Origin of the sequence: Mycobacterium kubicae (genome assembly GCF_015689175.1) — a bacterium.
Taxonomy (GTDB): Bacteria; Actinomycetota; Actinomycetes; order Mycobacteriales; family Mycobacteriaceae; genus Mycobacterium; species Mycobacterium kubicae.
Map to the genome: position 1 here is coordinate 3,842,018 of NZ_CP065047.1, position 24,660 is coordinate 3,866,677.

23 protein-coding genes are annotated in these 24,660 nt (G+C 65.0%); 11 read left to right on the top strand and 12 right to left on the bottom strand.

Annotated features, from left to right (window positions below; genetic code table 11):
• The first annotated feature begins 50 nt into the window (after positions 1-50).
• The 4 genes from I2456_RS18040 to I2456_RS18055 all read left to right on the top strand — a co-directional run bounded on the left by I2456_RS18040 (position 51) and on the right by I2456_RS18055 (position 6,411).
• Entirely contained in the window at positions 51-1,763 is a 1,713-nt protein-coding gene (locus I2456_RS18040) for an AMP-binding protein (RefSeq protein ID WP_085073357.1), read from the top strand.
• A 33-nt stretch (positions 1,764-1,796) separates the two neighbouring features.
• Entirely contained in the window at positions 1,797-2,855 is a 1,059-nt protein-coding gene (locus I2456_RS18045; RefSeq protein WP_068033519.1) for an NAD(P)H-dependent amine dehydrogenase family protein, read from the top strand.
• 182 nt (positions 2,856-3,037) lie between these two features.
• A complete protein-coding gene (locus I2456_RS18050) occupies positions 3,038-3,481 on the top strand; it encodes an MmpS family transport accessory protein (RefSeq protein ID WP_085073358.1) in 444 nt (147 codons plus the stop codon).
• Complete coding sequence (locus I2456_RS18055) at positions 3,478-6,411, top strand: MMPL/RND family transporter (protein ID WP_085073359.1); 2,934 nt, start codon at positions 3,478-3,480, stop codon at positions 6,409-6,411. The genes I2456_RS18050 and I2456_RS18055 overlap by 4 nt, the downstream gene beginning before the upstream one ends.
• On the opposite strand, the gene I2456_RS18060 is transcribed toward I2456_RS18055, so the two are convergent.
• The 5 genes from I2456_RS18060 to nadD all read right to left on the bottom strand — a co-directional run bounded on the left by I2456_RS18060 (position 6,408) and on the right by nadD (position 9,772).
• Entirely contained in the window at positions 6,408-7,241 is an 834-nt protein-coding gene (locus tag I2456_RS18060; protein ID WP_085073360.1) for a DegV family protein, read from the bottom strand. The genes I2456_RS18055 and I2456_RS18060 overlap by 4 nt on opposite strands.
• Positions 7,242-7,340: 99 nt before the next feature.
• Complete coding sequence (gene octT / locus I2456_RS18065; protein WP_085073361.1) at positions 7,341-8,096, bottom strand: diglucosylglycerate octanoyltransferase; 756 nt, start codon at positions 8,094-8,096, stop codon at positions 7,341-7,343.
• Positions 8,086-8,760 (bottom strand): glucosyl-3-phosphoglycerate phosphatase, encoded by a 675-nt coding sequence (gene gpgP, locus I2456_RS18070; RefSeq protein WP_068161476.1) that lies wholly within the window; start codon positions 8,758-8,760, stop codon positions 8,086-8,088. The genes octT and gpgP overlap by 11 nt, the downstream gene beginning before the upstream one ends.
• Positions 8,757-9,140, bottom strand: coding sequence for a ribosome silencing factor (rsfS, locus tag I2456_RS18075; protein ID WP_068033524.1), 384 nt, complete (start codon positions 9,138-9,140; stop codon positions 8,757-8,759). The genes gpgP and rsfS overlap by 4 nt, the downstream gene beginning before the upstream one ends.
• On the bottom strand, positions 9,137-9,772 hold the full coding sequence (nadD, locus tag I2456_RS18080) for a nicotinate-nucleotide adenylyltransferase (protein WP_241008010.1): 636 nt from the start codon (positions 9,770-9,772) through the stop codon (positions 9,137-9,139). The genes rsfS and nadD overlap by 4 nt, the downstream gene beginning before the upstream one ends.
• Positions 9,773-9,933: 161 nt before the next feature.
• On the opposite strand from nadD, the gene I2456_RS18085 reads away from it, so the two are divergent.
• A complete protein-coding gene (locus I2456_RS18085) occupies positions 9,934-10,926 on the top strand; it encodes a class I SAM-dependent methyltransferase (protein ID WP_139823078.1) in 993 nt (330 codons plus the stop codon).
• A 50-nt stretch (positions 10,927-10,976) separates the two neighbouring features.
• On the opposite strand, the gene I2456_RS18090 is transcribed toward I2456_RS18085, so the two are convergent.
• Positions 10,977-11,297: a DUF1330 domain-containing protein gene (locus I2456_RS18090; protein ID WP_085073364.1), complete on the bottom strand. Its 321-nt coding sequence runs from the start codon at positions 11,295-11,297 to the stop codon at positions 10,977-10,979.
• A 56-nt stretch (positions 11,298-11,353) separates the two neighbouring features.
• On the opposite strand from I2456_RS18090, the gene I2456_RS18095 reads away from it, so the two are divergent.
• On the top strand, positions 11,354-12,070 hold the full coding sequence (locus I2456_RS18095) for a GNAT family N-acetyltransferase (protein ID WP_085073365.1): 717 nt from the start codon (positions 11,354-11,356) through the stop codon (positions 12,068-12,070).
• 17 nt (positions 12,071-12,087) lie between these two features.
• On the opposite strand, the gene I2456_RS18100 is transcribed toward I2456_RS18095, so the two are convergent.
• The 5 genes from I2456_RS18100 to I2456_RS18120 form a co-directional block, all read right to left on the bottom strand.
• On the bottom strand, positions 12,088-13,530 hold the full coding sequence (locus I2456_RS18100) for a vWA domain-containing protein (protein WP_085073366.1): 1,443 nt from the start codon (positions 13,528-13,530) through the stop codon (positions 12,088-12,090).
• On the bottom strand, positions 13,530-14,405 hold the full coding sequence (locus tag I2456_RS18105; protein WP_068033527.1) for an AAA family ATPase: 876 nt from the start codon (positions 14,403-14,405) through the stop codon (positions 13,530-13,532). The genes I2456_RS18100 and I2456_RS18105 overlap by 1 nt, the downstream gene beginning before the upstream one ends.
• Before the next feature lie 18 nt (positions 14,406-14,423).
• Positions 14,424-15,698: a glutamate-5-semialdehyde dehydrogenase gene (locus I2456_RS18110; RefSeq protein WP_085073367.1), complete on the bottom strand. Its 1,275-nt coding sequence runs from the start codon at positions 15,696-15,698 to the stop codon at positions 14,424-14,426.
• 82 nt (positions 15,699-15,780) lie between these two features.
• Complete coding sequence (locus I2456_RS18115; protein WP_085073368.1) at positions 15,781-17,184, bottom strand: mechanosensitive ion channel domain-containing protein; 1,404 nt, start codon at positions 17,182-17,184, stop codon at positions 15,781-15,783.
• Positions 17,181-19,361: an adenylate/guanylate cyclase domain-containing protein gene (locus I2456_RS18120; protein WP_085073369.1), complete on the bottom strand. Its 2,181-nt coding sequence runs from the start codon at positions 19,359-19,361 to the stop codon at positions 17,181-17,183. Before I2456_RS18120 ends, I2456_RS18115 begins: the two co-directional genes overlap by 4 nt.
• 167 nt (positions 19,362-19,528) lie before the next feature.
• Here I2456_RS18120 and I2456_RS18125 point away from each other — a divergent pair, with 167 nt between their 5' ends.
• Positions 19,529-20,386, top strand: coding sequence for a ribokinase (locus I2456_RS18125; RefSeq protein WP_085073370.1), 858 nt, complete (start codon positions 19,529-19,531; stop codon positions 20,384-20,386).
• Positions 20,387-20,413: 27 nt separating this feature from the next.
• On the opposite strand, the gene I2456_RS18130 is transcribed toward I2456_RS18125, so the two are convergent.
• Positions 20,414-21,229 (bottom strand): GntR family transcriptional regulator, encoded by an 816-nt coding sequence (locus I2456_RS18130; RefSeq protein WP_276052444.1) that lies wholly within the window; start codon positions 21,227-21,229, stop codon positions 20,414-20,416.
• 190 nt (positions 21,230-21,419) lie between these two features.
• Here I2456_RS18130 and I2456_RS18135 point away from each other — a divergent pair, with 190 nt between their 5' ends.
• Genes I2456_RS18135 through I2456_RS18150 form a run of 4 tightly spaced genes read left to right on the top strand, consistent with a single transcriptional unit; the run spans position 21,420 to position 24,653 of the window.
• On the top strand, positions 21,420-22,304 hold the full coding sequence (locus I2456_RS18135; RefSeq protein ID WP_085073372.1) for an isocitrate lyase/PEP mutase family protein: 885 nt from the start codon (positions 21,420-21,422) through the stop codon (positions 22,302-22,304).
• On the top strand, positions 22,295-23,542 hold the full coding sequence (locus I2456_RS18140; protein ID WP_085073373.1) for a 3-isopropylmalate dehydratase large subunit: 1,248 nt from the start codon (positions 22,295-22,297) through the stop codon (positions 23,540-23,542). Before I2456_RS18135 ends, I2456_RS18140 begins: the two co-directional genes overlap by 10 nt.
• On the top strand, positions 23,539-24,108 hold the full coding sequence (locus I2456_RS18145; RefSeq protein WP_085073374.1) for a LeuD/DmdB family oxidoreductase small subunit: 570 nt from the start codon (positions 23,539-23,541) through the stop codon (positions 24,106-24,108). The genes I2456_RS18140 and I2456_RS18145 overlap by 4 nt, the downstream gene beginning before the upstream one ends.
• Positions 24,105-24,653 (top strand): YbhB/YbcL family Raf kinase inhibitor-like protein, encoded by a 549-nt coding sequence (locus I2456_RS18150; RefSeq protein ID WP_068033537.1) that lies wholly within the window; start codon positions 24,105-24,107, stop codon positions 24,651-24,653. The genes I2456_RS18145 and I2456_RS18150 overlap by 4 nt, the downstream gene beginning before the upstream one ends.
• Positions 24,654-24,660: the final 7 nt, after the last annotated feature.

A 24,660-nucleotide genomic window follows, 5' to 3' on the forward strand; every position in this document is an offset into this window, starting at 1 on the left:
GACGTAATGTGACGCCGGTGAATCAGGGGCCTCGGTCATCCATCCTCTCGATGCTGCATGCACGCGCCACCTTGCGCCCCGCGGACACAGCGTTCACTTTTACCGATTACCAGCACGATCCGGCCGGTGTCCGGGAGAGTCGCACGTGGGCGCAACTGTCTCGCCGAACCCTGAACGTGGCACGCGAGCTGGGTCCTCATGGATCGGCCGGGGACCGGGCGGTGATCCTGGCTCCCCAGTCCCTCGAATACATCGAGGCGTTCCTCGGGTCGATGCAAGCCGGGCTGATCGCCGTCCCGCTCCCCTTGCCGCACCGCGGCTCGAGTCATGAGCGGGTAAGTGCGGTCCTTGCCGATACGTCGCCCTCGGTTGTTCTCACCACATCCGCGGTCGCCGAAGACATCACTGAATATGTCGACCAGGCACGCCTGGACGCCGTTCCCAAGATCGTCGAAATCGATTCCATGAATCTGGACTGTGATGGCGGAACGAGCAGTCGGGCCGCTGACCTGTCCAGCATCGCTTACCTGCAGTACAGCTCGGGCTCCACGAGACTGCCGACCGGGTCGGTGATCTCGCACCGCAACCTACAGGCGAATCACGAGCAGTTGATGCGTGGCTTGTTCGCCGATTTCAACGTGATAGCTCCGCCAAATGGCACCGCTGTGTCCTGGTTGCCGTTTCACCATGACATGGGGTTGGTGTTGGGCGTCTGCGCACCGATCCTGAACGGCTGGCGCGGCGAACTGACAACTCCGATCGCGTTCTTGGAGAAGCCGGCCAGATGGATCCGGATGTTGGCCGAGAATCCTCATGCGTTCTCGGCGGCGCCCAACTTCGCGTTCGACCTCGCCGCCCGCAAGACCACCGACGGCGACCTTGCCGGGCTTGACCTCGGGAAGGTGTTGGGCATCATCAGCGGTGCCGAACGCGTCGAGCCGGGGACCGTGCGCCGCTTCGTTGATCGGTTTTCTCACTTCAATTTCCAAGACCATATGGTGCGCCCGGCCTATGGCTTGGCCGAGGCAACCGTCTTCGTGGCGGCGGGCAGCTGGAGCGAGTCGAACGCGGTGCACTTCGATACCGAAGAGCTGTCCATCGGCCGCGCGCAGCGAGGTACCGCCCGGACCGGCGCCGAGTTGGTCAAATATAAAGTGCCGCAATCACCCTTGCTGCGGATCGTCGACTCGGAGTCACACCGCGAGTGCCCGCACGGCCGGGTCGGTGAGATTTGGATACACGGCGCCAATGTGGCCAACGGCTACTGGGGCAAAGAGCCCCAAGAGCAGCGGTGCTTCGACGCAGCGCTCGTCGGCCCCTCGCCCGGTACGCCCGACGCACCGTGGCTGCGAACTGGCGACCTGGGTTTCATCTTCGAAGGCGACCTGTTCATTGTCGGCCGCATCAAGGATCTGCTGATCATCCGTGGGCGCAATCACTATCCCGAAGACATCGAGGCGACCGTCCAACAGATCACCCGTGGTCGGGTCGCGGCGATCTCGGTTCCGGTGAACAGTACCGAGCAATTGGTCACCGTTATCGAGCTCAAGCAGCGAAGCGATTCCGACGAGGCCACGATGCACTGGCTCACCGGCGTCAAAAGCGATGTCACGTCCGCGATTTCCAATGTGCACGGCTTGACCGTCGGCGAGCTCGTCTTGGTACCCCCAGGGTCGATTCCCATCACGACCAGCGGCAAGATCCGGCGCGCCGCGTGTGTCGAGATGTACCGCCAGGACCAGTTCACTCGGTTGGATGCCTGAGGGCCCATTCGCACGCCGCAAAGGAGCGATCCGATGACCACGACCGGCGCACACCGCCCGTTACGCGTGATCCAGTGGACGACCGGCAACATCGGGCGGCGGTCACTGCACGCGATCATCGGCCGAGACGACATGGAACTGGTCGGCGTGTACGCCCACGGACCGGAGAAAGTCGGCGTGGACGCCGCCGAGTTGGCGGGCTGGCCGGAGCCGACGGGGATACTGGCCACCAACGACATCGACGCGCTGCTCGCCTTGGGGGCTGACGCGTGTTGCTATAACCCGTTGTGGCCCAACATCGATGAGCTGGTTCGGCTGCTGGAATCGGGGGTCAACGTCTGCTCGAGCGCCGCCTGGATCACCGGCGGCAAGCAGAGCCCGCAGGACCGCGAGCGCATCGTCGACGCGTGCCGGCGGGGCGGTGCCACCATCTTCGGCAGCGGTGCACATCCGGGAATGACGAACATGGTCGGCATGGTGCTCAGCGCCTCCTGTGAGCGGGTCGACGAGATCCGCATCACCGAATCGGTGGACTGCTCAACCTACGAATCAGCGGAGACCCAGACGGCGATGGGGTTTTCGCAGGACCCCGACACCCCGGGTCTGGCCGAGAACGTGCGAAGGGAAAGTGAAGTCTTCGCCGAATCGGCGGCGATGATGGCCGACGCGATCGGCGCGAAGCTGGACCGGATGACCTTTGACGTCACCTTCACCGCCGCCACCGCGGACAGTGACCTCGGGTTCATGAAGATCCCGGCCGGCACGGTCGGCAGTGTCTACGGCTATCACCGCGGCTGGGTAGGTGACCGCAACGTCGTCTCGGTCGGATTCAACTGGACCATGGGCAACCACGTCGTGCCACCCAAGCCGCTGGAGCACGGACACGTGATTCAGGTGTTCGGGCTGCCCAACATGCGCACGGTCTTGCATTGCCTGCCGCCCAAGGATTGGACCGAACCGGGCTTCATGGGACTGGGCATGATCTACACCGCCATGCCGGTCACCAACGCGGTTCCGGCGGTGGTCGCCGCCGAACCGGGCATCGTCACACTGGCCGACTTACCGCCGGTGACCGGCCGGGTGGGCCGATAACACCTATGTCGTTGGACACATCCGGGCCACCCGGAGGAACGCTGCCGTGCACTAAGGTTTACGATACTTAGCCGAGCAAAGGTTTCGTTCGCGTCAATTTTTGCTGGCGTGGGAAGCAAGCTCCCCGGCGGGGCGTTACAGGTCCTGTTCGGTGCCCAAGAAGGCGGCAGAAGGCGGTGGCTATGCAGTCGGTTCCCATAGCGCGGGTGCTGAAGAAGGGGTGGATTCCCCTGCTCTTGGTGGTCGTCCTCGCCGTCTCAGGACTCGTTGTCTCTAGGTTGCACAAGATCTTCGGATCCCAAGACCTCAACGCCAACGCCGGCGCCGGAATCGAGATTGTGCAGTTCAATCCCAAGGTTGTCGTCTACGAGGTGTCCGGACCGCCCGGCGCTACCGCCAACATCAACTACTGGGACGAGAACGCCAACACCCATCAGGTCAACAGCGTGCCGCTGCCGTGGTCGACGACGATCTCGACTACGTTGCCGTCGGTGAGCGCCAACATCATGGCGCAAAGTGACAGCAGCCAAATCAGCTGTCGCATCACAGTGGACGGTGTCGTCCGCGAACATCAACAAGCCGACGGCGAAAACGCCCAGACCTTCTGCTTGGTGAAATCTGCATGAGCGAGCTGAATCACAAGAGCCACCTGAATAACGAAGACAGCGCAGACACCGGCCCGATCCTCACGCAGCGGCCCGCCAAACCCGAGCGCGGCCACCGCCCGGTCATTCCCCACACGATCCGCATCTTGGCGGTGCCGATCATTCTGGTCTGGGTCTTCATCACCGTCCTCACCAACGTCATCGTGCCGACGCTGGAAACCGTCAGCGAGCAGCATTCGGCGCCGATGACGCCGTTGGACGCGCCGTCGATGAAGGCGATGATGCGTCTGGGTCAGAACTTCCACGAGTTCGACTCGAACAGCACCGTGATGATCGTGCTGGAGGGTCAGCAGCCCCTCGGTGACCCCGCGCACCGCTACTACGACGAGTTGATTCGGCAACTGCGCCAAGATCCCAAGCACATCCAGCACATTCAGGACTTCTGGGGTGACCGGCTGACCGCCGCAGGAGCGCAGAGTGCCGACGCCAAGGGCGCTTACGTCATGCTCAACCTCGCCGGCAACCAGGGCACGACGCTGGCCAACGATTCCGTCGACGTCGTCCGCAAGGTGATCGAGCACAACCCGCCTCCGCCCGGGGTGAAGGCTTACGTCACCGGGCCCGCGGCGCTCAGCGACGACATGCACTTGATCGGCAACGCCAGCCTGGCCAAGATCACGCTGTTCACCCTCGGTGCCATCGCGATCATGTTGCTGCTGGTGTACCGCTCCATCGTGACCACCATCGTGCAGCTGTTCATGACCTTCGTGGCGCTGGCGTGCGCGCGCGGAGTGGTCGCAGTCCTGGGTTACCACAACGTCTTCGGGCTGACCACATTCGCCGCCAACATCCTCACCATGCTGGCCATCGCGGCCGGGACGGACTACGGCATCTTCCTAGTCGGCCGCTATCAGGAGGCACTGGCAGCCGGTGAAGACCGAGAAACCGCCTACTACACCACATTTCGTGGCGTGGCCCCGGTGGTTCTAGGGTCGGGCCTGACCATCGCCGGGGCCACATATTGCCTGAGCTTCTCGCGGCTGCCCTGGTTCAACACCATGGGCGCGCCGGTTGCGATCGGCATGCTGGTCGTCGTGGCCGCCGGACTCACGCTGGGCCCGGCGGTGGTGTTCGTGGGCAGTCGCTTCCATCTGTTCGAGTCAAAGCGGGCCGCCAAACGGGGTCGGCTCTGGCGTCGCGTCGGCACTGCGGTGGTGCGTTGGCCCGCAGCGGTTTTGGCCGTCAGCGCTGCGGTCGTACTGGTCGGGATGGTTGCCCTGCCGGGCTATAAGACCAGTTACAACGATCGCTACTACCTGCCGACCTCGGCCCCGTCCAACGTCGGGCAGGCCGCCGCGGACCGGCACTTCTCGCAGGCCCGGATGAACCCGGACATGTTGATGGTCGAGGCCGACCACGACATGCGGAACCCGGCCGACATGCTGGTCTTGGACAAAGTCGCGAAGAACGAGATCCGCACCGTCGGGATCGCCATGATTCAAGACATCACCAGACCGCTGGGCATCCCGATTCAGCACAGTTCCATACCGTTTCAAAACAGCATTCAGAGCCAGACGACCATGCAGAACATGGATTTCCTCAAGGACCGCATGTCCGACATCCTCAAGATGGCTGACTCGATGCAGTTCATGATCGAGACGATGCAACGCATGTACCAGGTCACCCAGGGTCTGGCCAACGCCGCCGACGACAGCGCGCGAACGACCGCCGAAACCTCGGAGATCACCGACAACCTGCGCGACCACGTCGCCGATTTCGACGACTTCTGGCGGCCCATCCGTAGTTACTTCTACTGGGAGAAGCACTGCTACGACATCCCGATCTGCTGGTCGATCCGATCCCTGTTCGACGCCTTGGACGGGTTCGACCAGCTGGCCGAGAAATTCCATCAACTTTCGGCTGACATCGGCCGGACGGCGCAGGCCACCCACGAGATGCTGGTGCTGATCCCGCCGATGATCGAAACGATGAAGACCACAAAGGGTCTCACGCTGACGATGCACGCCACCTTCTCGGCGATGATCAATCAGATGGAGGCGATGAGCAATACCGCGGTCGTGATGGGGCAGAGCTTTGATGCGTCCAAGAACGACGATTTCTTCTACCTGCCGCCAGAAGCGTTCGACAACCCTGACTTCCAGACGGGTCTGCGCATGTTCCTGTCACCGGACGGCAAGTCGGCGCGGTTCTTCATCACCCATCAGGGCGATCCCATGACGCCAGAAGGGATTTCGCGAGTCGAGTCGGAGCGGACCGCAGCGCAGGAGGCTTTGAAGCAGTCCTCGCTGTCCGATGCGCGGGTGTACCTCGGCGGCACCGCCGCGACCTTCAAAGATATGGCCGACGGCGAGAAGTATGACCTCATGATCGCGGTGGTTTCGGCGCTGACGCTGATCTTCATGATCATGCTGCTGCTGACCCGCAGTGTGGTGGCCGCGCTGGTGATCGTCGGCACCGCGGCCAGCTCGATCGCCGCCTCGTTCGGGTTGTCCGTGCTCATCTGGCAGGACCTGTTCGGCATCAGGATCCACTGGATTGTGGCGGCGCTGTCGGTCATCATCCTGTTGGCCGTGGGGTCTGACTACAACCTGTTGCTGGTTTCCCGGTTCAAGGAAGAGATCCATCACGGGCTCAAGACGGGGATCATCCGGTCGATGGCGGGCACCGGTGGAGTGGTGACGGCCGCCGGTCTGGTGTTCGCCTTCACCATGGCCGCGATGCTGGGCAGTGAATTGCGGGTGTTGGGCCAGTTCGGGTCCACCGTCTGCATCGGTCTGCTGTTGGACACGTTGATTGTGCGCACCCTGTTGATGCCCTCGATCGCCACGCTGCTGGGTCGGTGGTTCTGGTGGCCGCAGGTGGTGCACCCGCGCGGTGACCACGCCCGGCCGTTGAGTAAGGCCCCGGCCAAAGCCGCTGTCCCGGTTTAGGTTTCGGGTAGCGCCAGGCAGACCGCGACCGCCCCGTCGCCGACGTGCAACGCGAGCACCGGCCCCATCGGGGTGATGATCGCCGGCTCGCACGCCGGTAGCCGCTGCGCCAATTCGGCGGCGACCTCCGTGGCGCCGTCCGGGTTGGCGACGTGGTGCACAGCCAGCGCGGCAGCATTGTCACCGACAATGTCGCACACCCGGTCGATCATGGCGGCCGTCGCATGCTTGGACGTTCGGACGCGTTGCGCCAGAACCAACTTGCCGTCATCGATGCGCAACACCGGCTTGAGCGCCAGCGCGGTACCCAACCACGCCTTCGCGCCACCGATGCGGCCGCTGCGACGCAGGTTGTCCAGGCGGTGCACGACCATCATGGCGTGGCTGCGCCGCACCGCGGCCGCGGCGATGCTGGCGACGGTGTCCAGATCGGCGCCGTTGGCCGCCGCCCGCGCGGCGGTCAGCACGGTGAAACCGGCGCCCATCGCGGCGGACTTGGAATCGATGACACGGATGGCGGGGTCGAGATCGGCGGCGGTCCGCTCGGCGGCACCGTAGGTGCCCGACAGCGCCGAGGAGATGTGCACCGCGACCACTCCGTCACCGCCGCTGTCGGCCAACGCCTGCTGGTAGGCGTTGGCCAGTTCGGCCGGGGTGGCCGCCGCGGTCGTAGCGTTGCGTTTGTGGATGTCGTCGGGGACGTCGTCCACGCCGTCGCGCAAGTCAGCGTCGTCGAGCAGGATGTGCAGCGGCACCTCGCGGATGCTCCACTGGTCGCGCAGGTCGGGCGGCAGGCGCGAGGAGGTGTCGGTGACCACCACGACTGTCATCGGCGCCACTCCTCCTCATCGCTTCGCTCTGCATCGTCGCCGGCGCAAGTCATTAGCGCCACTTCTCCTCATCGCTTCGCTCTGCATCGTCGCCGGTCACTAGGCGCGCGGCTTCTGATTGGGCACCCCTGCTTCGGCCAGAGCTTTGAGCATCAACTCCGCCACCGCCTGATGAGCTTCGAAGTTCCAGTGGATACCGTCGGGATTGCCACGCCCACTCAAAATCTCTTCGCCCACAGCGGCTTTGAGATCCACCAACGGAACATGGTGGCGCTGCGCCCAGTCGGTGATGGCCGCCGCCGTTCCGGCCCGCCCGTGGTGTGCCTTGCCGTAAGTCTCGGCGATATGCACCGACGGCAGCGAAGCCACCATCGGGATGCCGGGCCGGTTGAAATCGATTGCGGCACGGGTTTGCTCGAGGTACTCCACACTCAGATGTGGCGGCAGCGCGGACCGGGCCACCGGCGACAGCCGTGGCTGCACCCAGCCATAACCCTCACGAACCCAGCGCCGCAGCCACGGCGGCCGGACGTAGCGGATGAGCTCGCGCAACGCGGTGGGCAGCACCGACGGCAGCGAGTCCATACCGCTGGTCGCGAAGACGACGGCACCCGCCTTGGGCAGCGCTGCCCAGGACCGCGGATCCTGGGTGGCCGCCCACCACACATCTCGACAGGTCCAGCCGATGCGGCCGATCAGTTCGACGCCCCAACCCAGTTGTGTCGCAACGAGATTGGGCCAGATGCGAGGGTCATCGGCGGGTAGCCCGCCGGTGGGCCCGTAATAGGCCAGGGAGTCGGCGAAAATCAGCAGTACGGGTTTGGTCCCTTGCTCGGCGGGCAGCTCAGAGGACATCGTCGGAGACCTGCGCCGAAGCGTTCCACACGTCCAACCGCCAGCGGATGTCGTCGAATTGCGCATCGGAGTCGTCGGAATAGCCGCTGAGCTGTACCCAGCTGGCGTTGCCCAGGCCACCGAGAACCGGCCAGTTGTCCACCGGCAGCTTCAGCAGCGCCGCCGACAAGGCGGCGATCAAGCCTCCGTGGGCAACCAGCACGATCGGTCGGTCGGGCTCGCTGGCGTCACCCCAATCCGGTTCGGTGGCGACCAACTCGGCCACCACCGGCACGCTGCGCGCGGCCACGTCCACCCGGCTTTCTCCGCCGTGCGGGGCCCAGGTCGCATCTTCGCGCCACGCCACCCGAGCACCGGGCGCCCCGGCGTCGACCTGGTTGTGCGTCAGCCCCTGCCAGTCGCCCAGGTGGGTTTCCCGGAGGCGCGCATCCGCCCGCACCGGCAGGCCGGTTCGCTCGCTGAGCTTGATCGCCGTGTCGTAGGCGCGCCGCAGGTCCGAGGACAAGATCAGCAGCGGTTGCTGCTTGCCGAGTGCCTCTGCCGCGGCGACCGCCTGCGCGCGGCCCACCTCGCTGAGTTCGGTGTCCAGCTGACCCTGCATCCGGCTACCGAGGTTGTAACCGGTTTGGCCGTGCCGGAGCATCACCAGTCGGCGGATTTTCATTCGCCGCCCGCTGACTGTTGTGGGCCCAAGTCGACCTCGATGACCGGGCAGTCGCTCCACAGCCGGTCCAGGGCGTAGAAGTTGCGGTCATCCTGGTGCTGGATGTGCACCACGATGTCGCGGTAGTCCAGCAGAGTCCAGCGGCCCTCGCGGGCGCCCTCCCGCCGTGCCGGTTTGTGACCGGCCTGCCGCATCTTCTCTTCCACCTCGTCGACAATGGCGTTGACCTGCCGCTCGTTGGACGCCGAGGCGATGACGAAGCAATCGGTGATGACCAGCTGGCCCGAGACGTCGATGACGACGACGTCGTTGGCCAGTTTGGCCGAGGCGGCCGCGGCGGCGATCCGGGCCATGTCGATGGCTTCTTGATTGGCGGTCATGCGTTGTTCCCGGCGGGTAGGGATTGGGTGGGGTGAGCGTGTTCGTCCGGACGCTGGCAGTACAGCCGGCGCTTGGAGACGTACTGCACCACGCCGTCGGGCATCAGGTACCACAGTGGTCGCTGCTGCTCGGCGCGGCGGCGGCAGTCGGTGGACGAGATCGCCAAAGCCGGGATCTCGACCAAAGTCAGCGCGTTCTCGGGTAGATCAACCAGGACCCCGGTGACGTGTTCGCGGCGCAGTTCGTAGCCAGGCCGGCTCACACCGATGAATCGCGCCAGATCGAACACCTCCTCCCAGCCCTGCCAGGTCAGGATGGTGGCCAGCGCGTCGGCACCGGTGATGAAGTACAGCTCGGCGTCGGGGTTGAGGGTGTGCAAGTCCCGCAATGTGTCCTTGGTATAGGTGGGACCGCCGCGATCGATGTCGACCCGGCTCACCGAGAAGCGGGGATTGGAGGCGGTGGCGATCACCGTCATCAGATACCTGTCCTCGGCCGCGGAGACGTGGCGCTCCTTCTGCCAGGGCTGTCCGCTGGGTACAAAGACGACCTCGTCGAGGTCGAAAAGGTCGGCCACCTCGCTGGCGGCAACCAAGTGCCCGTAATGGATGGGGTCGAAGGTCCCACCCATCACACCGAGCCTGCGCAGTGGCTTTTGCACGGTTTGCCAGCTTACTTGAGCATGTGTTTACGCTTCGTTTCCCAGCATCAGCGGGCTCGGTCGGGTAGAAGAAGTCTGTGACTGACGTGCCGCTCGGGTCACTGGGCCCGCAGCAATCACTCAAAGAGGCGATGACCCGGCGCTTGTTCACCCGCTCGGTGGTCTCCGGCGAGGTCACGCTGCCCGCCGTACCGAGCATGATCGACGAGTACGTGTCGATGTGCGCAAACCTTTTCGCCACCGTCGGGCGCACGTTCTCCGACGAGGAACTTGCCCACGTTCGCATGGTGCTCGAGGGTCAGCTGGGCGAGGCTTACGCGGCTTCCCCGCGGTCCTCGATCGTCATCTCCTACAACGCTCCCATCGGCCCCACCTTGCACTACCAGGTCGAGCCGCGCTGGTGGACGGTCGAGGCGGCCTACGAGGACTGGATCAGCACCCGCGAGCCGCCGCTGTTCGGGACCGAGCCCGACGCTCGAGTGTGGGCGCTGGCCAACGACGCCGCCGAACCGGGCACCCACCGGGTTCTCGAGATCGGCGCCGGTACCGGCCGCAACGCGCTGGCCCTGGCGCGCCGCGGTCATCCGGTCGACGTGGTCGAGATGACCCCGAAGTTCGCCGACATGATTCGTGCCGACGCCGAGCGCGAGTCACTGGACGTGCGCGTCATCGTGCGGGACGTGTTCGCCACCCGAGACGATCTGCGGCAGGACTACGCGCTGATCGCACTGTCAGAGGTGGTGTCGGACTTCCGTAGCACCCAACAACTGCGTGCGTTGTTCGAACTGGCGGCGCACTGCCTGGCCCCGGGTGCGCGCCTGGTGTTCAACGCGTTTCTCGCCTCGGGCGGCTACGTGCCGGACCAGGCGGCGCGCGAATTCGGGCAGCAGGCGTATACCAGCATTTTCACCAGGCATGAGCTGTCGGCTGCGGTCGCCGGATTGCCTCTCGAGTTGGTTGCCGACGATTCGGTGTACGACTACGAGCGTGCGAACCTGCCCGACGGCGCTTGGCCGCCCACCAGCTGGTACGCCAATTGGGTCAGCGGCTTGGACGTGTTCCCCGTCGAGCGGGAGATGAGCCCAATCGAGATGCGCTGGTTGGTGTTTCAGAAGCGACGCTGAGCACGCGCGTGCTCCCCGACGCGTTCCGGACAATCGAACCAGGTGGTTTCTCATGTGGTGGGGGCCGGTCCGCTGCTGTCAGCGGACAAACCGGAAACCAAAAGCGCGAATCCTTCAGTGGCGGCTAGTCGTTTCCCCAGCAGTGGCTCGTATTGCGGTGAGTTGTAGAACTCGTTGAATTCCTGACGCGACGGAAATTCCAGTATCACTGTCCTGGCACCGGCCGGCTGACCTTCGATCACCTCAGAGTCGTCGTCGACAACCAGGACCTTGCAGGGGATTTGGGAGAGCACTGGCGCCACCTCAGCCATGTACTCCGCTAACAATCCAGGATTGGTGATCGCAGCGTTCACAACGAAATAAACGGACATCGTTACCCGTACCTCTCTCTTTGCGGCTGACCGCCAGACCGACTTCGGTTGCCGTCATGTCGCGACCCGACTCAGCCAAAACTATCGAATCCGACCGGGCGCAGACTGACGATGACCGTTCTGGTATGTCGCTATGCGCTTTTCGCATCAGCGCAAGACCCGAACTGCGCGACGATGAGCTGGTGCAGTCGGCAGCACGAGGAGGTGAATGGCCAATGCCGGGAACCGATCAACCGTTGGTTCGCCAGTTGTCCATTCGCACGGCGACGGCCGATGACCTGCCACGCGTGAATGAGATTGCCGCCCTGGCGGTGAACATGCTGCTGTCCCCCTATTTCACCGTCGAGCAGGTCCGTGCCGCCAATGACGCGAAGATCTATGAGCTGGACGTCGATCTGGTGGCAGCGGGCACGTATTACGTGGGTGAAATCGACGGCGTAGTGGTCGGGGGTAGTGGCTGGAGCACGAGCGGGCAGGTGGACTCAATCGTCGGACGAAAAGCGGAATCCAGCGGCACGGCGGTGATGCGCTCGACCTATATTGACCCTGGCTGGAGTCGACGAGGCATCGCAACGCTACTGGCACGCACCACCGAAACCGCTGCCAGGCTGTCCGGGTTCCGCCGCTTCGAAACGATGTGCACGCCGGTGGCGGCCGCGATGCGCCGCGTGCTGGGCTACCAGGTGATCGCAACCGCGCAAGTTCCCTACGGCCCCGGCTTCCTACTTGACCTGGTGGTGATGCGGAAGGACGCGGCAGGCGCGCCCACGTGAATCCGGGCCGTGACCGCCTACACCGGCAACAACTGATCGATCACCGCGGCCAACTGCTTGGCCGAGCGGCACTCGTGCATCGTGATCACTTCTTCGTAGCGTGGCACTGCGGAGTCACCGCTTCCCCACAGGTGCCTGGGTTCGGGATTGAGCCAGTGCGCATGCCGCGCCGCGGTCACCATGTCTTCGAGCACGTCGGTGGCCGGGTTGCGGTAGTTGGTGCGACCGTCACCCAGAACCAACAGAGAACTGCGCGGCGACAATACGTTCGGGAAAGCCTGTACGAACGAGACGAACGCATTGCCGTAGTCGGAATGGCCGTCACGGGCATACACCCCGGCCTCGCGGGTGATCCGCTGGATCGCCACCGCAAGGTCCGCTTCGGGCCCGAACATGTGGGTCACCTCGTCGGTGGTGTCGATGAAAGCGAAGACGCGAACGCGGGAGAACTGTTGGCGCAGCGCGTGCACCAGCAGCAGGGTGAAGTGGCTGAAACCCGCCACCGATCCCGAAACATCACAAAGGACAACCAGTTCGGGACGCGCCGGGCGCGGCTTCTTGAGGACCACCTCGATGGGGACACCGCCGGTGGACATCGATTTGCGCAGGGTCTTGCGCAAATCGACGGTCCCGGCGCGGGAGCGGCGCCGGCGGGCGGCCAACCGGGTAGCCAGGGTGCGAGCCAACGGCGCCACCACCCGGCGCATCTGCCGCAACTGCTCACCGGAGGCCCGCAAGAACTCGACATTCTCCGAAAGCTGCGGGATGCCGTACATCTGCACGTGGTCGCGGCCGAGTTGCTCCGCGGTGCGCCGCTTGGTCTCGGCGTCGACCATCTTGCGTAGCTGCGCGATCTTCTGCGCGGCAAGGGCTTTGGCGATCTGCTCCTGGCTGGGTGTCGGTTCGTCACCGTACGGAGCGAGCAAACCGGCCAGCAGCTTGCCTTCGAGCTCATCCAGCGCCATCGCTTTGAGCGCCTGGTACGACGAGTACGACGGGCCGCGGCTGGAACTGTACTTACCGTAGGCCTCCACGATGCGGGCGATCATCGCCACCAGCCGCTCATCCATGTCGGCCAGATCTTGGTTGTCGTTGAGCAGGTCGAGCAGCATCTGCCGCATCGCCTCGACGTCGTCGGGCGGCAGTCCCTCGGAGTCCTCGTCGGGAGCTTCGTCGGTCACCACCACGCGCGCCCCCAACGCGGCGGGAAACCACAGGTCGAACATGGCGTCATAGGTGTCGCGGTGATCGGGGCGGCGCAGCACCGCGCAGGCGATGCCTTCGCGCAGCACCTCGCGATCACCCAACCCCAGCGTTGCCATGACGCGTCCGGCGTCCACCGTTTCCGACGGCCCCACCGCAATGCCGCTGCCGCGAAGCGCTTCCACGAACCCGACCAGATGACCGGGCAGCCCGTGCGGGGCCAGCGGCCGGGTGGGGCGGATGCGTCGGGTGGCCATCAGTTCAGCCTTAATTCCCCGGCGGCGCGTTTCTGGTCGGACTGGTGTTTGAGGACGACGCCCAAGGTAGCGGCGACCACGGCGTCGTCGATGGTGTCCAGGCCCAGTGCCAGCAGGGTGCGTCCCCAGTCGATGGTCTCGGCGATCGACGGCACCTTCTTGAGTTGCATACCGCGTAGCACGCCGATGATCCGCACCAGTTCTTCGGCGAGGTGCTCGGGCAGCTCAGGCACGCGGGAGAGCAGGATCCGGCGTTCCAGTTCCGGCGACGGGAAGTCGATGTGCAGGAACAGGCAACGACGCTTGAGCGCCTCGGACAACTCGCGCGTCGCGTTGGAGGTCAGCACTACCAGCGGTGTCCGCTCCGCGGTGATCGTCCCGAGCTCGGGCACGGTGACCGCGAAGTCCGACAGCACCTCGAGTAGCAAGCCCTCGATCTCGATGTCGGCCTTGTCGGTTTCGTCGATGAGCAACACCGTCGGGTCGGTGCGCCGGATGGCGGTCAGCAGTGGACGCTGCAGCAGGAACTCCTCGCTGAACACGTCGGTCTTGGTGGCCTGCCAGTCACCGGAGCCGGCCTGGATCCGCAGGATCTGCTTGGCGTGGTTCCACTCGTATAGGGCGCGCGCTTCGTCGACGCCCTCGTAGCACTGCAGCCGGACCAGCCCGGACCCGGTGGCCTGCGCGATGGCGCGGGCCAGCTCGGTCTTGCCGACCCCGGCGGGACCTTCCACGAGCAGCGGCTTGCCGAGCCGGTCGGCCAGGAACACCGCCGTCGCGGTCGCGGTGTCGGGCAAGTAGCCGGTTTCGGCCAGGCGCCGGGACACGTCGGCGATATCGGCGAACAACGGCACGGACTGTGCGGGCACGCTCATCAGATGTACTCCTAGGTGTCAGGCCGGCCGGGTGTGGCCAGTCACGGGCGAGCCCCACACGATCCACTTGGTCGAGGTCAATTCCGGCAGCCCCATCGGGCCGCGGGCGTGCAGCTTTTGAGTGGAGATCCCGATCTCGGCGCCGAAACCGAACTGCTCGCCGTCGGTAAACGACGTCGACGCGTTCACCATCACCGCGGCCGCGTCGACCTGTTCGGTAAATCGTTGGGCGGCAGCCAGATTGGTGGTGACGATGGCTTCGGTGTGTCCGGTTCCGTACTCGTTGATGTGCGCGATGGCCGCGTCCACGCCGTCGACCACTGCTACCGCGATGTCCATGGACAGGTATTCGCGGCGCAGGTCGGCGTCGTCGGGGTCCAGGTGCACACTCACTCCGGCGTCCTGCAACGCGGTCAGCAGCCGGGGCAGCGCGTGCTCGGCGATAGCCGAGTCGACCAGGAGCGTCTCGGCGGCGTTGCAGACGCTGGGCCGGCGGGTCTTGGAGTTCAGCAGGATGCGTTCGGCGATGTCCAGGTCGGCGGCTTGGTCGATGTAGACGTGGCAGTTGCCGACACCGGTTTCGATGGTCGGGACCTGCGCGTCGCGCACCACCGCATCGATCAGACCCGCTCCCCCGCGCGGAATCGCCACGTCGACCAGACCGCGGGCCTGGATGAGGTGGGTGACGGTGGACCGGTCGGCCGAGGACAGGAGCTGGACGGCGTCGGCGGGAAGTTCCTCGGCAACCAGGGCCTCGCGCAACACCGCGACCAGCGCCGCATTGGACTTCGCCGCCGAGGAGCTGCCGCGCAGCAGCGCCGCATTGCCCGATTTGAGGGTCAGCCCGAAGGCGTCGACGGTGACATTGGGACGGCCTTCGTAGATCATGCCGACCACGCCCAGCGGCACCCGCTGCTGGCGCAGTTGTAAGCCGTTGGGCAGTGTGTAGCCGCGCAGCACCTCTCCGACCGGGTCGGGCAGACCCGCCACCTGCCGCAGCCCGGCGGCGATGCCGTCGACGCGCTGCGGGTTGAGCGCCAGCCGGTCGAGCATCGCGGCGGGCGTGTCGGCGGCCCGCGCGGCATCCAGGTCTAGGGCGTTGGCGGCCAGGATGTCACTGGTGTGCGCCAGCAACGCGTCGGCGGCGGTGTGCAGCGCGCGGTTCTTGACCGCCGTGGGCACCGTAGCCAGCACTCGAGCGGCCACCCGGGCGCGGCGGGCGGCGTCGTGCACCTCCTGGCGCAAGTCAGACTGCTGGGCCGCTGCGCTGCGGGCAGGTGCTTCCAGACTCATTAACCCAGGGTATCGGGCTGGGCACAGCTTCCGGAAATCCGCGACGAGCGGTCGCGAGGCTGCCCCCGATACCGCTGACCCGTCAACTTATCCGCTCACCGCGGCCGCTGCGGCGCACCTTGCTCTGCCGCTCTTCGAGGATGTGGCCAAGGTCTTGCAACAACAACGGTTCCCGCATCACCAGGTGTTCGAGATGGTCGCGCTCGATCACCACCGCGGTCACCTCGTCGAGTGCGTAGGCGCTGGCCAAGTTCGGTTGGCGCGTCAGCGCCGTCACTCCCAGGAAGGATCCTTCGTTCAACGTGCTGATCGGCACCACCGAACCATCGGGTGCGGTAGTGGTCAACCGCACCCGACCGGAGATCAAAAACGTCATCCCCGCCGGCACCTGACCGGCGTATTCGACCACCTCGTCGGTGCCGTATCGCACGATCCGCGCGCGGGGCAGCAGCGATTGCTGGTCGGTCTCGTTGAGCCGCAACGCCGGTGCCACGACTCTGCGCACTGCGTCGCGCACCCGTTCCGGCGTCGAGAAGTCGTCGTCGGCCTCGTCGAGGTGCAAACCTTCGCGGCGCGCGGCGTACCAGATCCAGCGCAGGAAGGTGGCTTTGGCGGCGCCGTCGTCGGCCGGTGAGGTCAACCCGATCGTGGTGCGGTATTCGAGGTTGCCCAGCGGTACCGATTTCGGCTCGGTTCCGGGCTTGAGCTGGGGCAGCGCACTGGCCACCCGGGACAGCAACGAGCAGACCTGGTCGGGCGGGTCGTCGTTGGAGAAAATCGTGGTGATGGCCAACTTGTAGGTGCCCGGCGGGCGGCTGAGGTTGGTGAACGGCGTGCTGGCCAGCACCGCGTTGGGTGTGATGCGCATGCCCCCGCCGGTCGCGATGTGCACGGCGCGCCAGTTCACCTCGACGACTCGCCCTCGCGCTGTGTTGGTGTCCAGCCAATCGTCGATCCGGAAGGGCTGTTCGAACAGCATGAACAAGCCCGAGACGATCTGGCCCACCGAGTTCTGCAGCATCAGGCCGATGACGACGGAGGTCACGCCGACCGCGGTGAAAACACCGGCGATGCGCACACCCCAGATGTAGGACAGGATCACCGCCAGTCCCACTCCGATGACCGCGAACCGTGCCACGTCGAGGAAGATGACGGGCAACCGTTTGCGCCAGGAATCTTGCGGTGCGCTCTCGAAGAGGGTGGCGTTGAGCGCGGACACCAGCAGCACCAGCACCAGGAACCCGAACAGCGTCGTGAGGATGCGCACCACGGTGTCGTGGGCGGGCACCTGGGTCGCCTTGACGATGAGCAGCAACAGCGCGCCCAGCGGCACCATGTAATTGCGTACCAGGCCGACCTGGCGGACCAGGCGGCTGCGCCGGCGGACCAACGTGTGCTGAACTTCGGTCAGCAAGACGATGACGACCGGCAATCCCAGCCCGACCCCGACGGCCCAGTAGAACCACGCCGAGCTGAACATATTCATTGGCGCTCCGACAGTTGCCAGATCTGCTGCTCTGTTCCGTTGACCGAGATGGTTCCGGCCGCGTCGAACCGCCACAGGTCCCGCATCGCCTCGTAGACCTGCGCGGTGACATAGATGCCGGGTTGCGGTGCGCCGCTGTGCATTTGATAGGCCAGGCTGACCGCGCCGCCCCACATGTCATAGGCGAGGCTGGATCGGCCCACCAACCCGGTGATGACGGCGCCGTTGTTGATGCCGACTCGCAGACGCAGATTGTGACCGGTCTGACTGTTGAATCGGTCGATGATGCGGCCCATCTCCAGCGCGAAGTCGACGCTGCGGTGGATGTTGTCCAGACGCGGAGTGGTGATCCCGCAGCTGGCGAGATACCCGTTGTGGAAGGTGCGGATTCGTTCGACACCGAGGGCCTCTGCGGCGGAATCGAACTGGCGGAACAAGTCGTCGACGATACCGATGAGTTCATCGCTGGACATGTTGTTCGAGATCTCGTCCACGCCGACGATGTCGGCGAAGATCACGCTGACATTCTGATGCTTTTGCGCGATGACCTCTTCCCCGTCGCGATACCGCTGAGCGACCGGCTCGGGCATCAGCGCCAGGAGCAATGCGTCTTTTTCCCGACGCTGCTCGTTGAGCAGCTCTTCCTTGATCGCCAGATTGCGGCCCATCTCGTTGAACGCGGCGGTGAGATCGCCGATTTCGTCCCGGGTGGTCACCGGGATGGTGACCTCGTACTCACCGGAACTGAATTTCTGGGTGCCGGCTTGCAGCCGTCGGATCGGCCGCAGCAGCACTTGGGCGAGCAGCATCGACGCCACACAGATGACCAGGATCATCACCGAGACCGCGATCACCAGCGTCTTGCCGAACGAGGCCAGCCGTGCGTAAGCATCCGCGTCGTCGCGCGTGGCCAGAATCGACCAGTGCAGGTCGGAGTTCGGGATGTTCAGCGGCGCATAGGCTTCCAGCTCCCTGTTGCCGAGGTAATCGGTGTCGCTGTCCACGCCGGATTGGCCCCGCAGGGCAGCCCGAAGACCTCGGCTCGGCACCGGCTGCACCAGCGTCGTCCCGCCCAACCGAATGGCGTTGTTGACGATGTCGGGCGGAGTGCCGGCTTGCACCGCTTCGCGCTTGTATTCGTTGGGATCCTGGAGAAAAATCCGCGAATCCGAACGCATCAGGTTGTCCGAGCCGGCCAGATAGGTTTCGGTCGAGGGACCCATGCCGGCGTTTTCCCAGTGCTTGTCGGCGTTCATGATCTTGTTGATCTTCGAGATGGGCACCGGAAGCGCCATCACGCCTTGGATCTTGCCGTTCATCCCGACCGGCGAGACCACCCAGGCCGTCGGCGCGTCGAGTTGCGGTTGATACTGCTGGAAGTCGGTGATCCAGACGAAGTCGACGTCGTTGGAGCGCAACGCTTTCTGGTATGCCTCGCGCAGATTGGTCTCGCGGTACGGGCCGGTGAGGACGTTCGTGCCGAGGTCGGGACCCTTGTTCACGGTGTAGACGACGTTGCCGTCCATGTCGAGCAGGAGCGCGTCGCGATATTCGAACCGGGTGACGACGCTGCGCAAGTAGAAATTGAATTTGGCGTTGGCCGCCGTCCATGCGCTGCCGTCCCCGGCGTCCTCGTGGGCTATCGCGTCGGCGGCCGAGGTGAACGGTGCCGTGTAGTGCGCCTGTAAGTATTTCTCCGCGTTGGTGCTGGGCATCAGTGCGTTGATGTCGAGATCGTCACCCGTGGTCCGACTGATCGGTTTGATCAGCTGATTGTTGTAGTAGTTGACCAGCGCCTGCTGCTGGGCGGGGTCGATCGTAGCGTTGGCCAATTGGGCGAATCCCGCGGTGAACGCTTGGGTTGCCTCCACAACGCTGAAGCCGCTGCTGTAGACGACGAGCGCGTTCGTCATTTCTCGGAACAGCGCCTCGATTTGTTGCTTCTGCGATTCCCGTAATTCAACCAACCGTTCGGATGCCAAGTCGCGCAATGCCGATCGGCCCGAGAGATAACCGATGACGCCTACTAACGCGACCGACATGATGCTGCAGACCAAGAGCGTGACCAAGAGCTTGGACTGGATGCCCACCCGAGGCAGCAACCGGTGCCGGCGCCCACGCTTGAGGGCTTGGGGCGCGACATCCGCCACCGGCTCCGTTGGCTGCCCCGATGTCATCGGTTTCCTTTCGCATACGGGCTGCACGACCGATCTCGCAGCAGACTAGCGGCAATGAGCACCGGAAATGCTGTTTGACAGAAACTGACCTGCGGTCGATACCGACCCGTTGCGGACTGTCGCCGCGAACTGTTGTGTAACCGGCCGGTGATTCATAACCTCAGCGGATGGTGACGCGAGTCTGTGTGGTGGGCAGCGTGAACATGGATCTGACGTTTCAGGTGACGGCCTTACCCCGCCCGGGTGAAACCGTGTTGGCGTCTTCACTGGCTCATGCGCCGGGCGGCAAGGGCGCCAATCAGGCAGTGGCCGCAGCGCGCGCGGGCGCCCAGGTCCAGTTCGTCGGCGCCTTCGGCGACGATGCAGCAGCACAGGTCTTGCGGAATCATCTGCGGGCCAACGGCATCGGTTTAGACGGTGCCGTCGCAGTGGCGGGTCCGAGCGGCACGGCAATCATCATGGTGGACGCCAATGCCGAAAACACCATCGTGGTGGCGCCGGGGGCTAACGCCGAGCTGAGCGTGACCTCAGATTTGGTTACCGGTTGCGAGGTGTTGTTGACCCAGTTGGAGATTGCGGTGCCGACGGCGTTGGCGGCGGCGCAGCAAGCCAGGTCGGCCGGTGCGGTGGTCATGGTCAATGCCTCGCCGGTCGCCCAGGCCCACGCCAAACTGGCGGACTTGGCGGCGGTCGCAGACGTGGTGATCGCCAATGAGGCCGAGGCGGCCCAATGGAGTTGGCGTGCTCCGCACTTCGTTATCACCCTGGGTGCTCGGGGGGCTCGATACACCGGTGTGGACGGTGAGTTCACCGTCCCGGCCCCGGCGGTGAGCGCCGTTGACACAACGGGCGCCGGTGATGTGTTCGCCGGTGTGCTGGCCGCGCACTGGCCGTCCGGCCCGGGATCACCGGAGCAGCGCAAGCACGCCCTGCGGCGGGCCTGCGCCGCCGGGGCGCTGGCGACACTGGTCGCCGGGGCGGGCTCCTGTGCGCCCGATGCCGAGGCGATCGAGGCCGCCCTCTAGTTCAGCTTGTCTGTGGGCCTACCGCAATTAGCGTCTGTCACCACGGACATCGTGGGCGAATGCCAACCCGTCGACAGATCCCGCTTCGCTGCCCGACTGACTGAGCAGCACTCGGCTACGGCTGGGCGACAACAGGATCGACAGGAAGTGGTGTGGCATGCCGGCCACCCATACCAGGCGGTTGACACGCAGCAGGGCGGCACCGATCGCGGTATCGAGCAGTCCGGCGTTGCGCGGACCGGCGATCTCGGCGGTGATCTCGTGGCGCATCCGGTCGACCACCACCCCAGCCTCGGACAACAATTCGTACAACGCCGTGCGCTGCAGCGCCGACGCGGTCAGCGTGTCGGAGAGATGGACCGGTAGCCAAGCCTCGGTGACGATCAGCGGTTCACCGGTCCTGCGTTGCCGGCGCACGCGCACGATGTGAAGCAGTTCGCCTGTGGTATCGAGGGTTTCAGCGACAAGTCGTGGCGGTTGTCGCACACCAAGTTCAAGGACCTCAACCTCGGTCTCGAACTGTGTCTGCCGCAACGTGTCCAAGTAAGAACGGCCGGCGGGGGACGGATCGGAAGGACCGTGTTCCCGCACGAAGGAGCCGACGCCCTGCCTGCGCTCGATGTATCCCAGGTCGGCCAGGTCAGCTAGTGCCCGACGCACTGTGATTCGAGAAACGCCGAACTGCTCGCCCAATGCCGCCTCGGTGGGCAACGCATCTCCGGGCCCCAGGACGCCGCGGTCGATCTCATCGTGCAACACCAGAAAAAGCTGCCGGTGCAGGGGCACGCCGGCCTCCGGCGACACCGCCGGGGTCTTGCCGCTGGCCTCCTGCACGGTGCTCAATGCTCCCACATTGCTCCAGTTGCGCTCGGTCGATATAGTTGTTATATGTATATAACAAGTCGAGGTCAAGCGTGGAGGGGTGATGACACCGATGATCACCCCGTTGTGTCTCGACGACCTAGATGACTTCGACGATGAATTGGATCTGCTGTCCGCGCCGGTCGCCGGCGCCCTGGTTTGAAGGGACGACATGGCCACCACACCGGCCCGCTTGCGGCTGCGGGACTTGCTGGACACGCGCGAGTTGGTCATCGCACCAGGTGTTTTCGACGGTCTCTCCGCGCATCTGACCAAGAGAACCGGTCAGACCGCGGCATACATGACCGGTGCCGGTGTAGCGGCGTCCGGGTTCGGGCTGCCGGACATCGGTTTGGTCACTGCTTCCGAAATGGCCGAGCGGGCACGGGTGCTCGTCGACGCACTCGGCGATGTCCCCTTGATCGCGGACGCCGATACCGGGTACGGCGGGCCGATGAATGTGGTGCGCACAATGCGGTCCTACGATGCTGCCGGCGTGGCCGCAATACAGCTGGAAGATCAGGTCTTCCCCAAACGCTGCGGTCATCTACCCGACAAGCAGGTGGTCGACGCGGCGGTATTCGAACAGACGCTGGCCGCCGCACTCGATGCCAGACCGGACGAAAACCTACTGGTGGTCGCGCGCACCGACGCGCGCGCTCCACTGGGGCTGGACGCGGCGATCGAGCGCGCCAACCGCTACGCCCAAGCGGGTGCGGACATCATATTCGTCGAGGCGCCGCAGGACGCCGCCGAGATCGAACGCATCGCGGCTGAGGTTGACGCTCCCCTGTTGATCAACCTGGTGCTCGGCGGCATGACGCCGATCGAGTCGGCGGCTCGGCTGCAGGACTTGGGCTATGCAATCGCAATCCACCCCGGCAACCTGTTGGCTCAGGCGAGTTTGGCCATGCTGCAACATCTTTGCGAGCTCAACGGCACCGATATCGCCGCTCATCTGCCCAGCAGGCCCGCCGACTTCTTCAACCTGGTCGGAATGGCGGATTGGCTGAAACTCGACAGCACCTATGCAGGTAAGGACGCATCATGGGCATGACCATCATCGAGAAGATCTTCGCGCGCAAAGCGGGGCTGGAAGCAGTGTCACCGGGCGACACCGTCGTCGTCGAGGTTGACATGACCGTGCTCATCGACCTGCAATTCGCCACCCTGTGGATTACCCCCACCCGCATCCATGACCCGGGCAAGCTGGCCGTCGTCATGGACCATGCCGTGCCTGCACCGACCATCAAGGACGCCGCCGGCGGTCGGCAAGCCCGCACCTTCGTTGCCGACTTCGGCATTGAACGCTTCTATGACGTCGGCCGCCATGGCATCTGCCACCAAGTCATCGCCGAGAACGGACTGGCACGACCGGGAGAAATCCTGGCCTGCACCGACTCTCACACGTGCGCCGCGGGTGCCTACAACACCGCCGCGCGGGGCCTGGGACCCGCCGAGGTCTACTCGATCATGTGCACCGGTTCGACCTGGTTTCAGGTCGCACCGACAGTGCGCTATGAGCTGCAGGGCACCAAACCGAACACGGTGAGCGGCAAAGACATCTTCCTGCACATCGCCAACGAATACGGTGACGCGCCGAACCTGAACCTCGAGTACGGCGGACCGGGCCTGGCCAGTATCCCGATGCACGATCGGCGGACCATCGCCACCCAGGGCGCCGAAGTGTCCGCGGACTTCAGCACCTTCGAGCCCGACGACGTCTTGACCGACTTCCTCGGGCAGCGCGGGGTTACCGGCTACTGCGCGGCCACACCGGATGCCGATGCCAACTATCAGGAAGTGCGCGCTATCGACTTGGCGGCACTGGCGCCCTATGTCGCGCGCCCGGGCACGGTGAGCCGCAATGGATCACCCGTCACCGAACTGGGCAGACAAAAGATCGACCAAGCTTTCATCGGCTCCTGCGCCAACGGGCAACTCGAAGACCTCGAGATAGCCGCGGAAGTGCTGCGGGGCAAGGCTGTGGCGCCGGGCGTGCGGCTTCTGGTGACCCCGGCATCCCAGGCGGTGTATCGAGAAGCAATGCGGCGCGGCTACCTGCAAGACATCGCCGACGCTGGTGCCGTGGTCACCAACTCGACTTGTGGCGCCTGCTTCGGCTATCACATGGGTGTGGTCGGTCCTGGGGAGGTATGCATCACGTCCAGCACCCGCAACTTCACCGGCCGGATGGGCAGCACCGAGGCGGAAATCTTCATGGCTTCGCCGGCCACCGTCGCGGCGTCCGCGATCACCGGCTACATCACCGACCCGAGGAGCGTGACGGCATGACTGCATCGTCGCTGAGGTTTCGCGGCAAGGTTTGGGTGTTCGGCGACAGCCTGAACACCGACGCCATGTATCCGGCGTACGCGATGAAGATGGAACCGTCGGAGGCGGCCAAGCACATCTTCTATCAGGTCCGTCCGGGCTGGACCGACGAAGTGTCCCCGGGCGATATCGTCGTGGCCGGAAAGAACTTCGGCCTCGGGTCCTCGCGGCCGGTGGCGGCGCTGTTCGTCGAACTGGGTGTCGCCGGCCTGGTCGCCGAGGAATTCAACTCATTGTTCTTCCGCAATGCGGTGAACTCGGGGCTTCCGGCAATCACGATTCCCCAGGCCACCTCGGTGTTCGGCGAGGGCGACACAGGAACATTCGACTTGGCCGAGGGCACCTGGCGCAATGACACCACCGGCGCGTGCGGGACGGTCCCCAGGCTGCCCGACCTCATCCTCGACATCATCGAAAGCGGCGGCGTACTCCCGCGGTCGGTCGAGCAGGGCTATCTACCCAGCGAACTGGGTGATGTGCTGCGTTCGCCCGCCGTGGCGATCCGCGGCTCGGGTACCGGCGCATGACGGCGATGCTGGGCCGACTCCTGCGCGGCGTCCGAGCCGGCGCGCAGCGAAGTCCGTTGGCCGACATCGCATTCGGGGCACCGGAGTCGATCACGGTCACGAGTGACGCCTTCACCGATGGCGGCGTGATGCCGGCCAGCAGCGCGGGTAAGGGTGTCGGGGACAACGTGTCACCGCCGCTGCGGTGGGACGGCCTGCCATCAGGCACCCGGGCGATCGTCCTGATCGTCGATGACATCGACGTTCCGCTGCCCCGCCCGCTGCTGCATACCGTTGCCGTGCTCGAGCCGACCATCAGCAGCGTGGCCGAGGGTGCGCTGCGACCGGGAACGGCCGGGATACGGTTCCTGCGCGCCGACTTGGGCCACCACGGCTATGCCGGACCGCGCCCGATTCCCGGGCATGGGAAGCACCATTACCGATTCCACCTGTTCGCCGTCGACCAGCCGGTCCCGGACACCACCACAACCGCCAAGGGACTACTGGCCCACCTGCGGGGGCACCTGCTGGCCCGCGGTGTGTTGACCGGTACCTACGAGCGCTAGCCGCCGG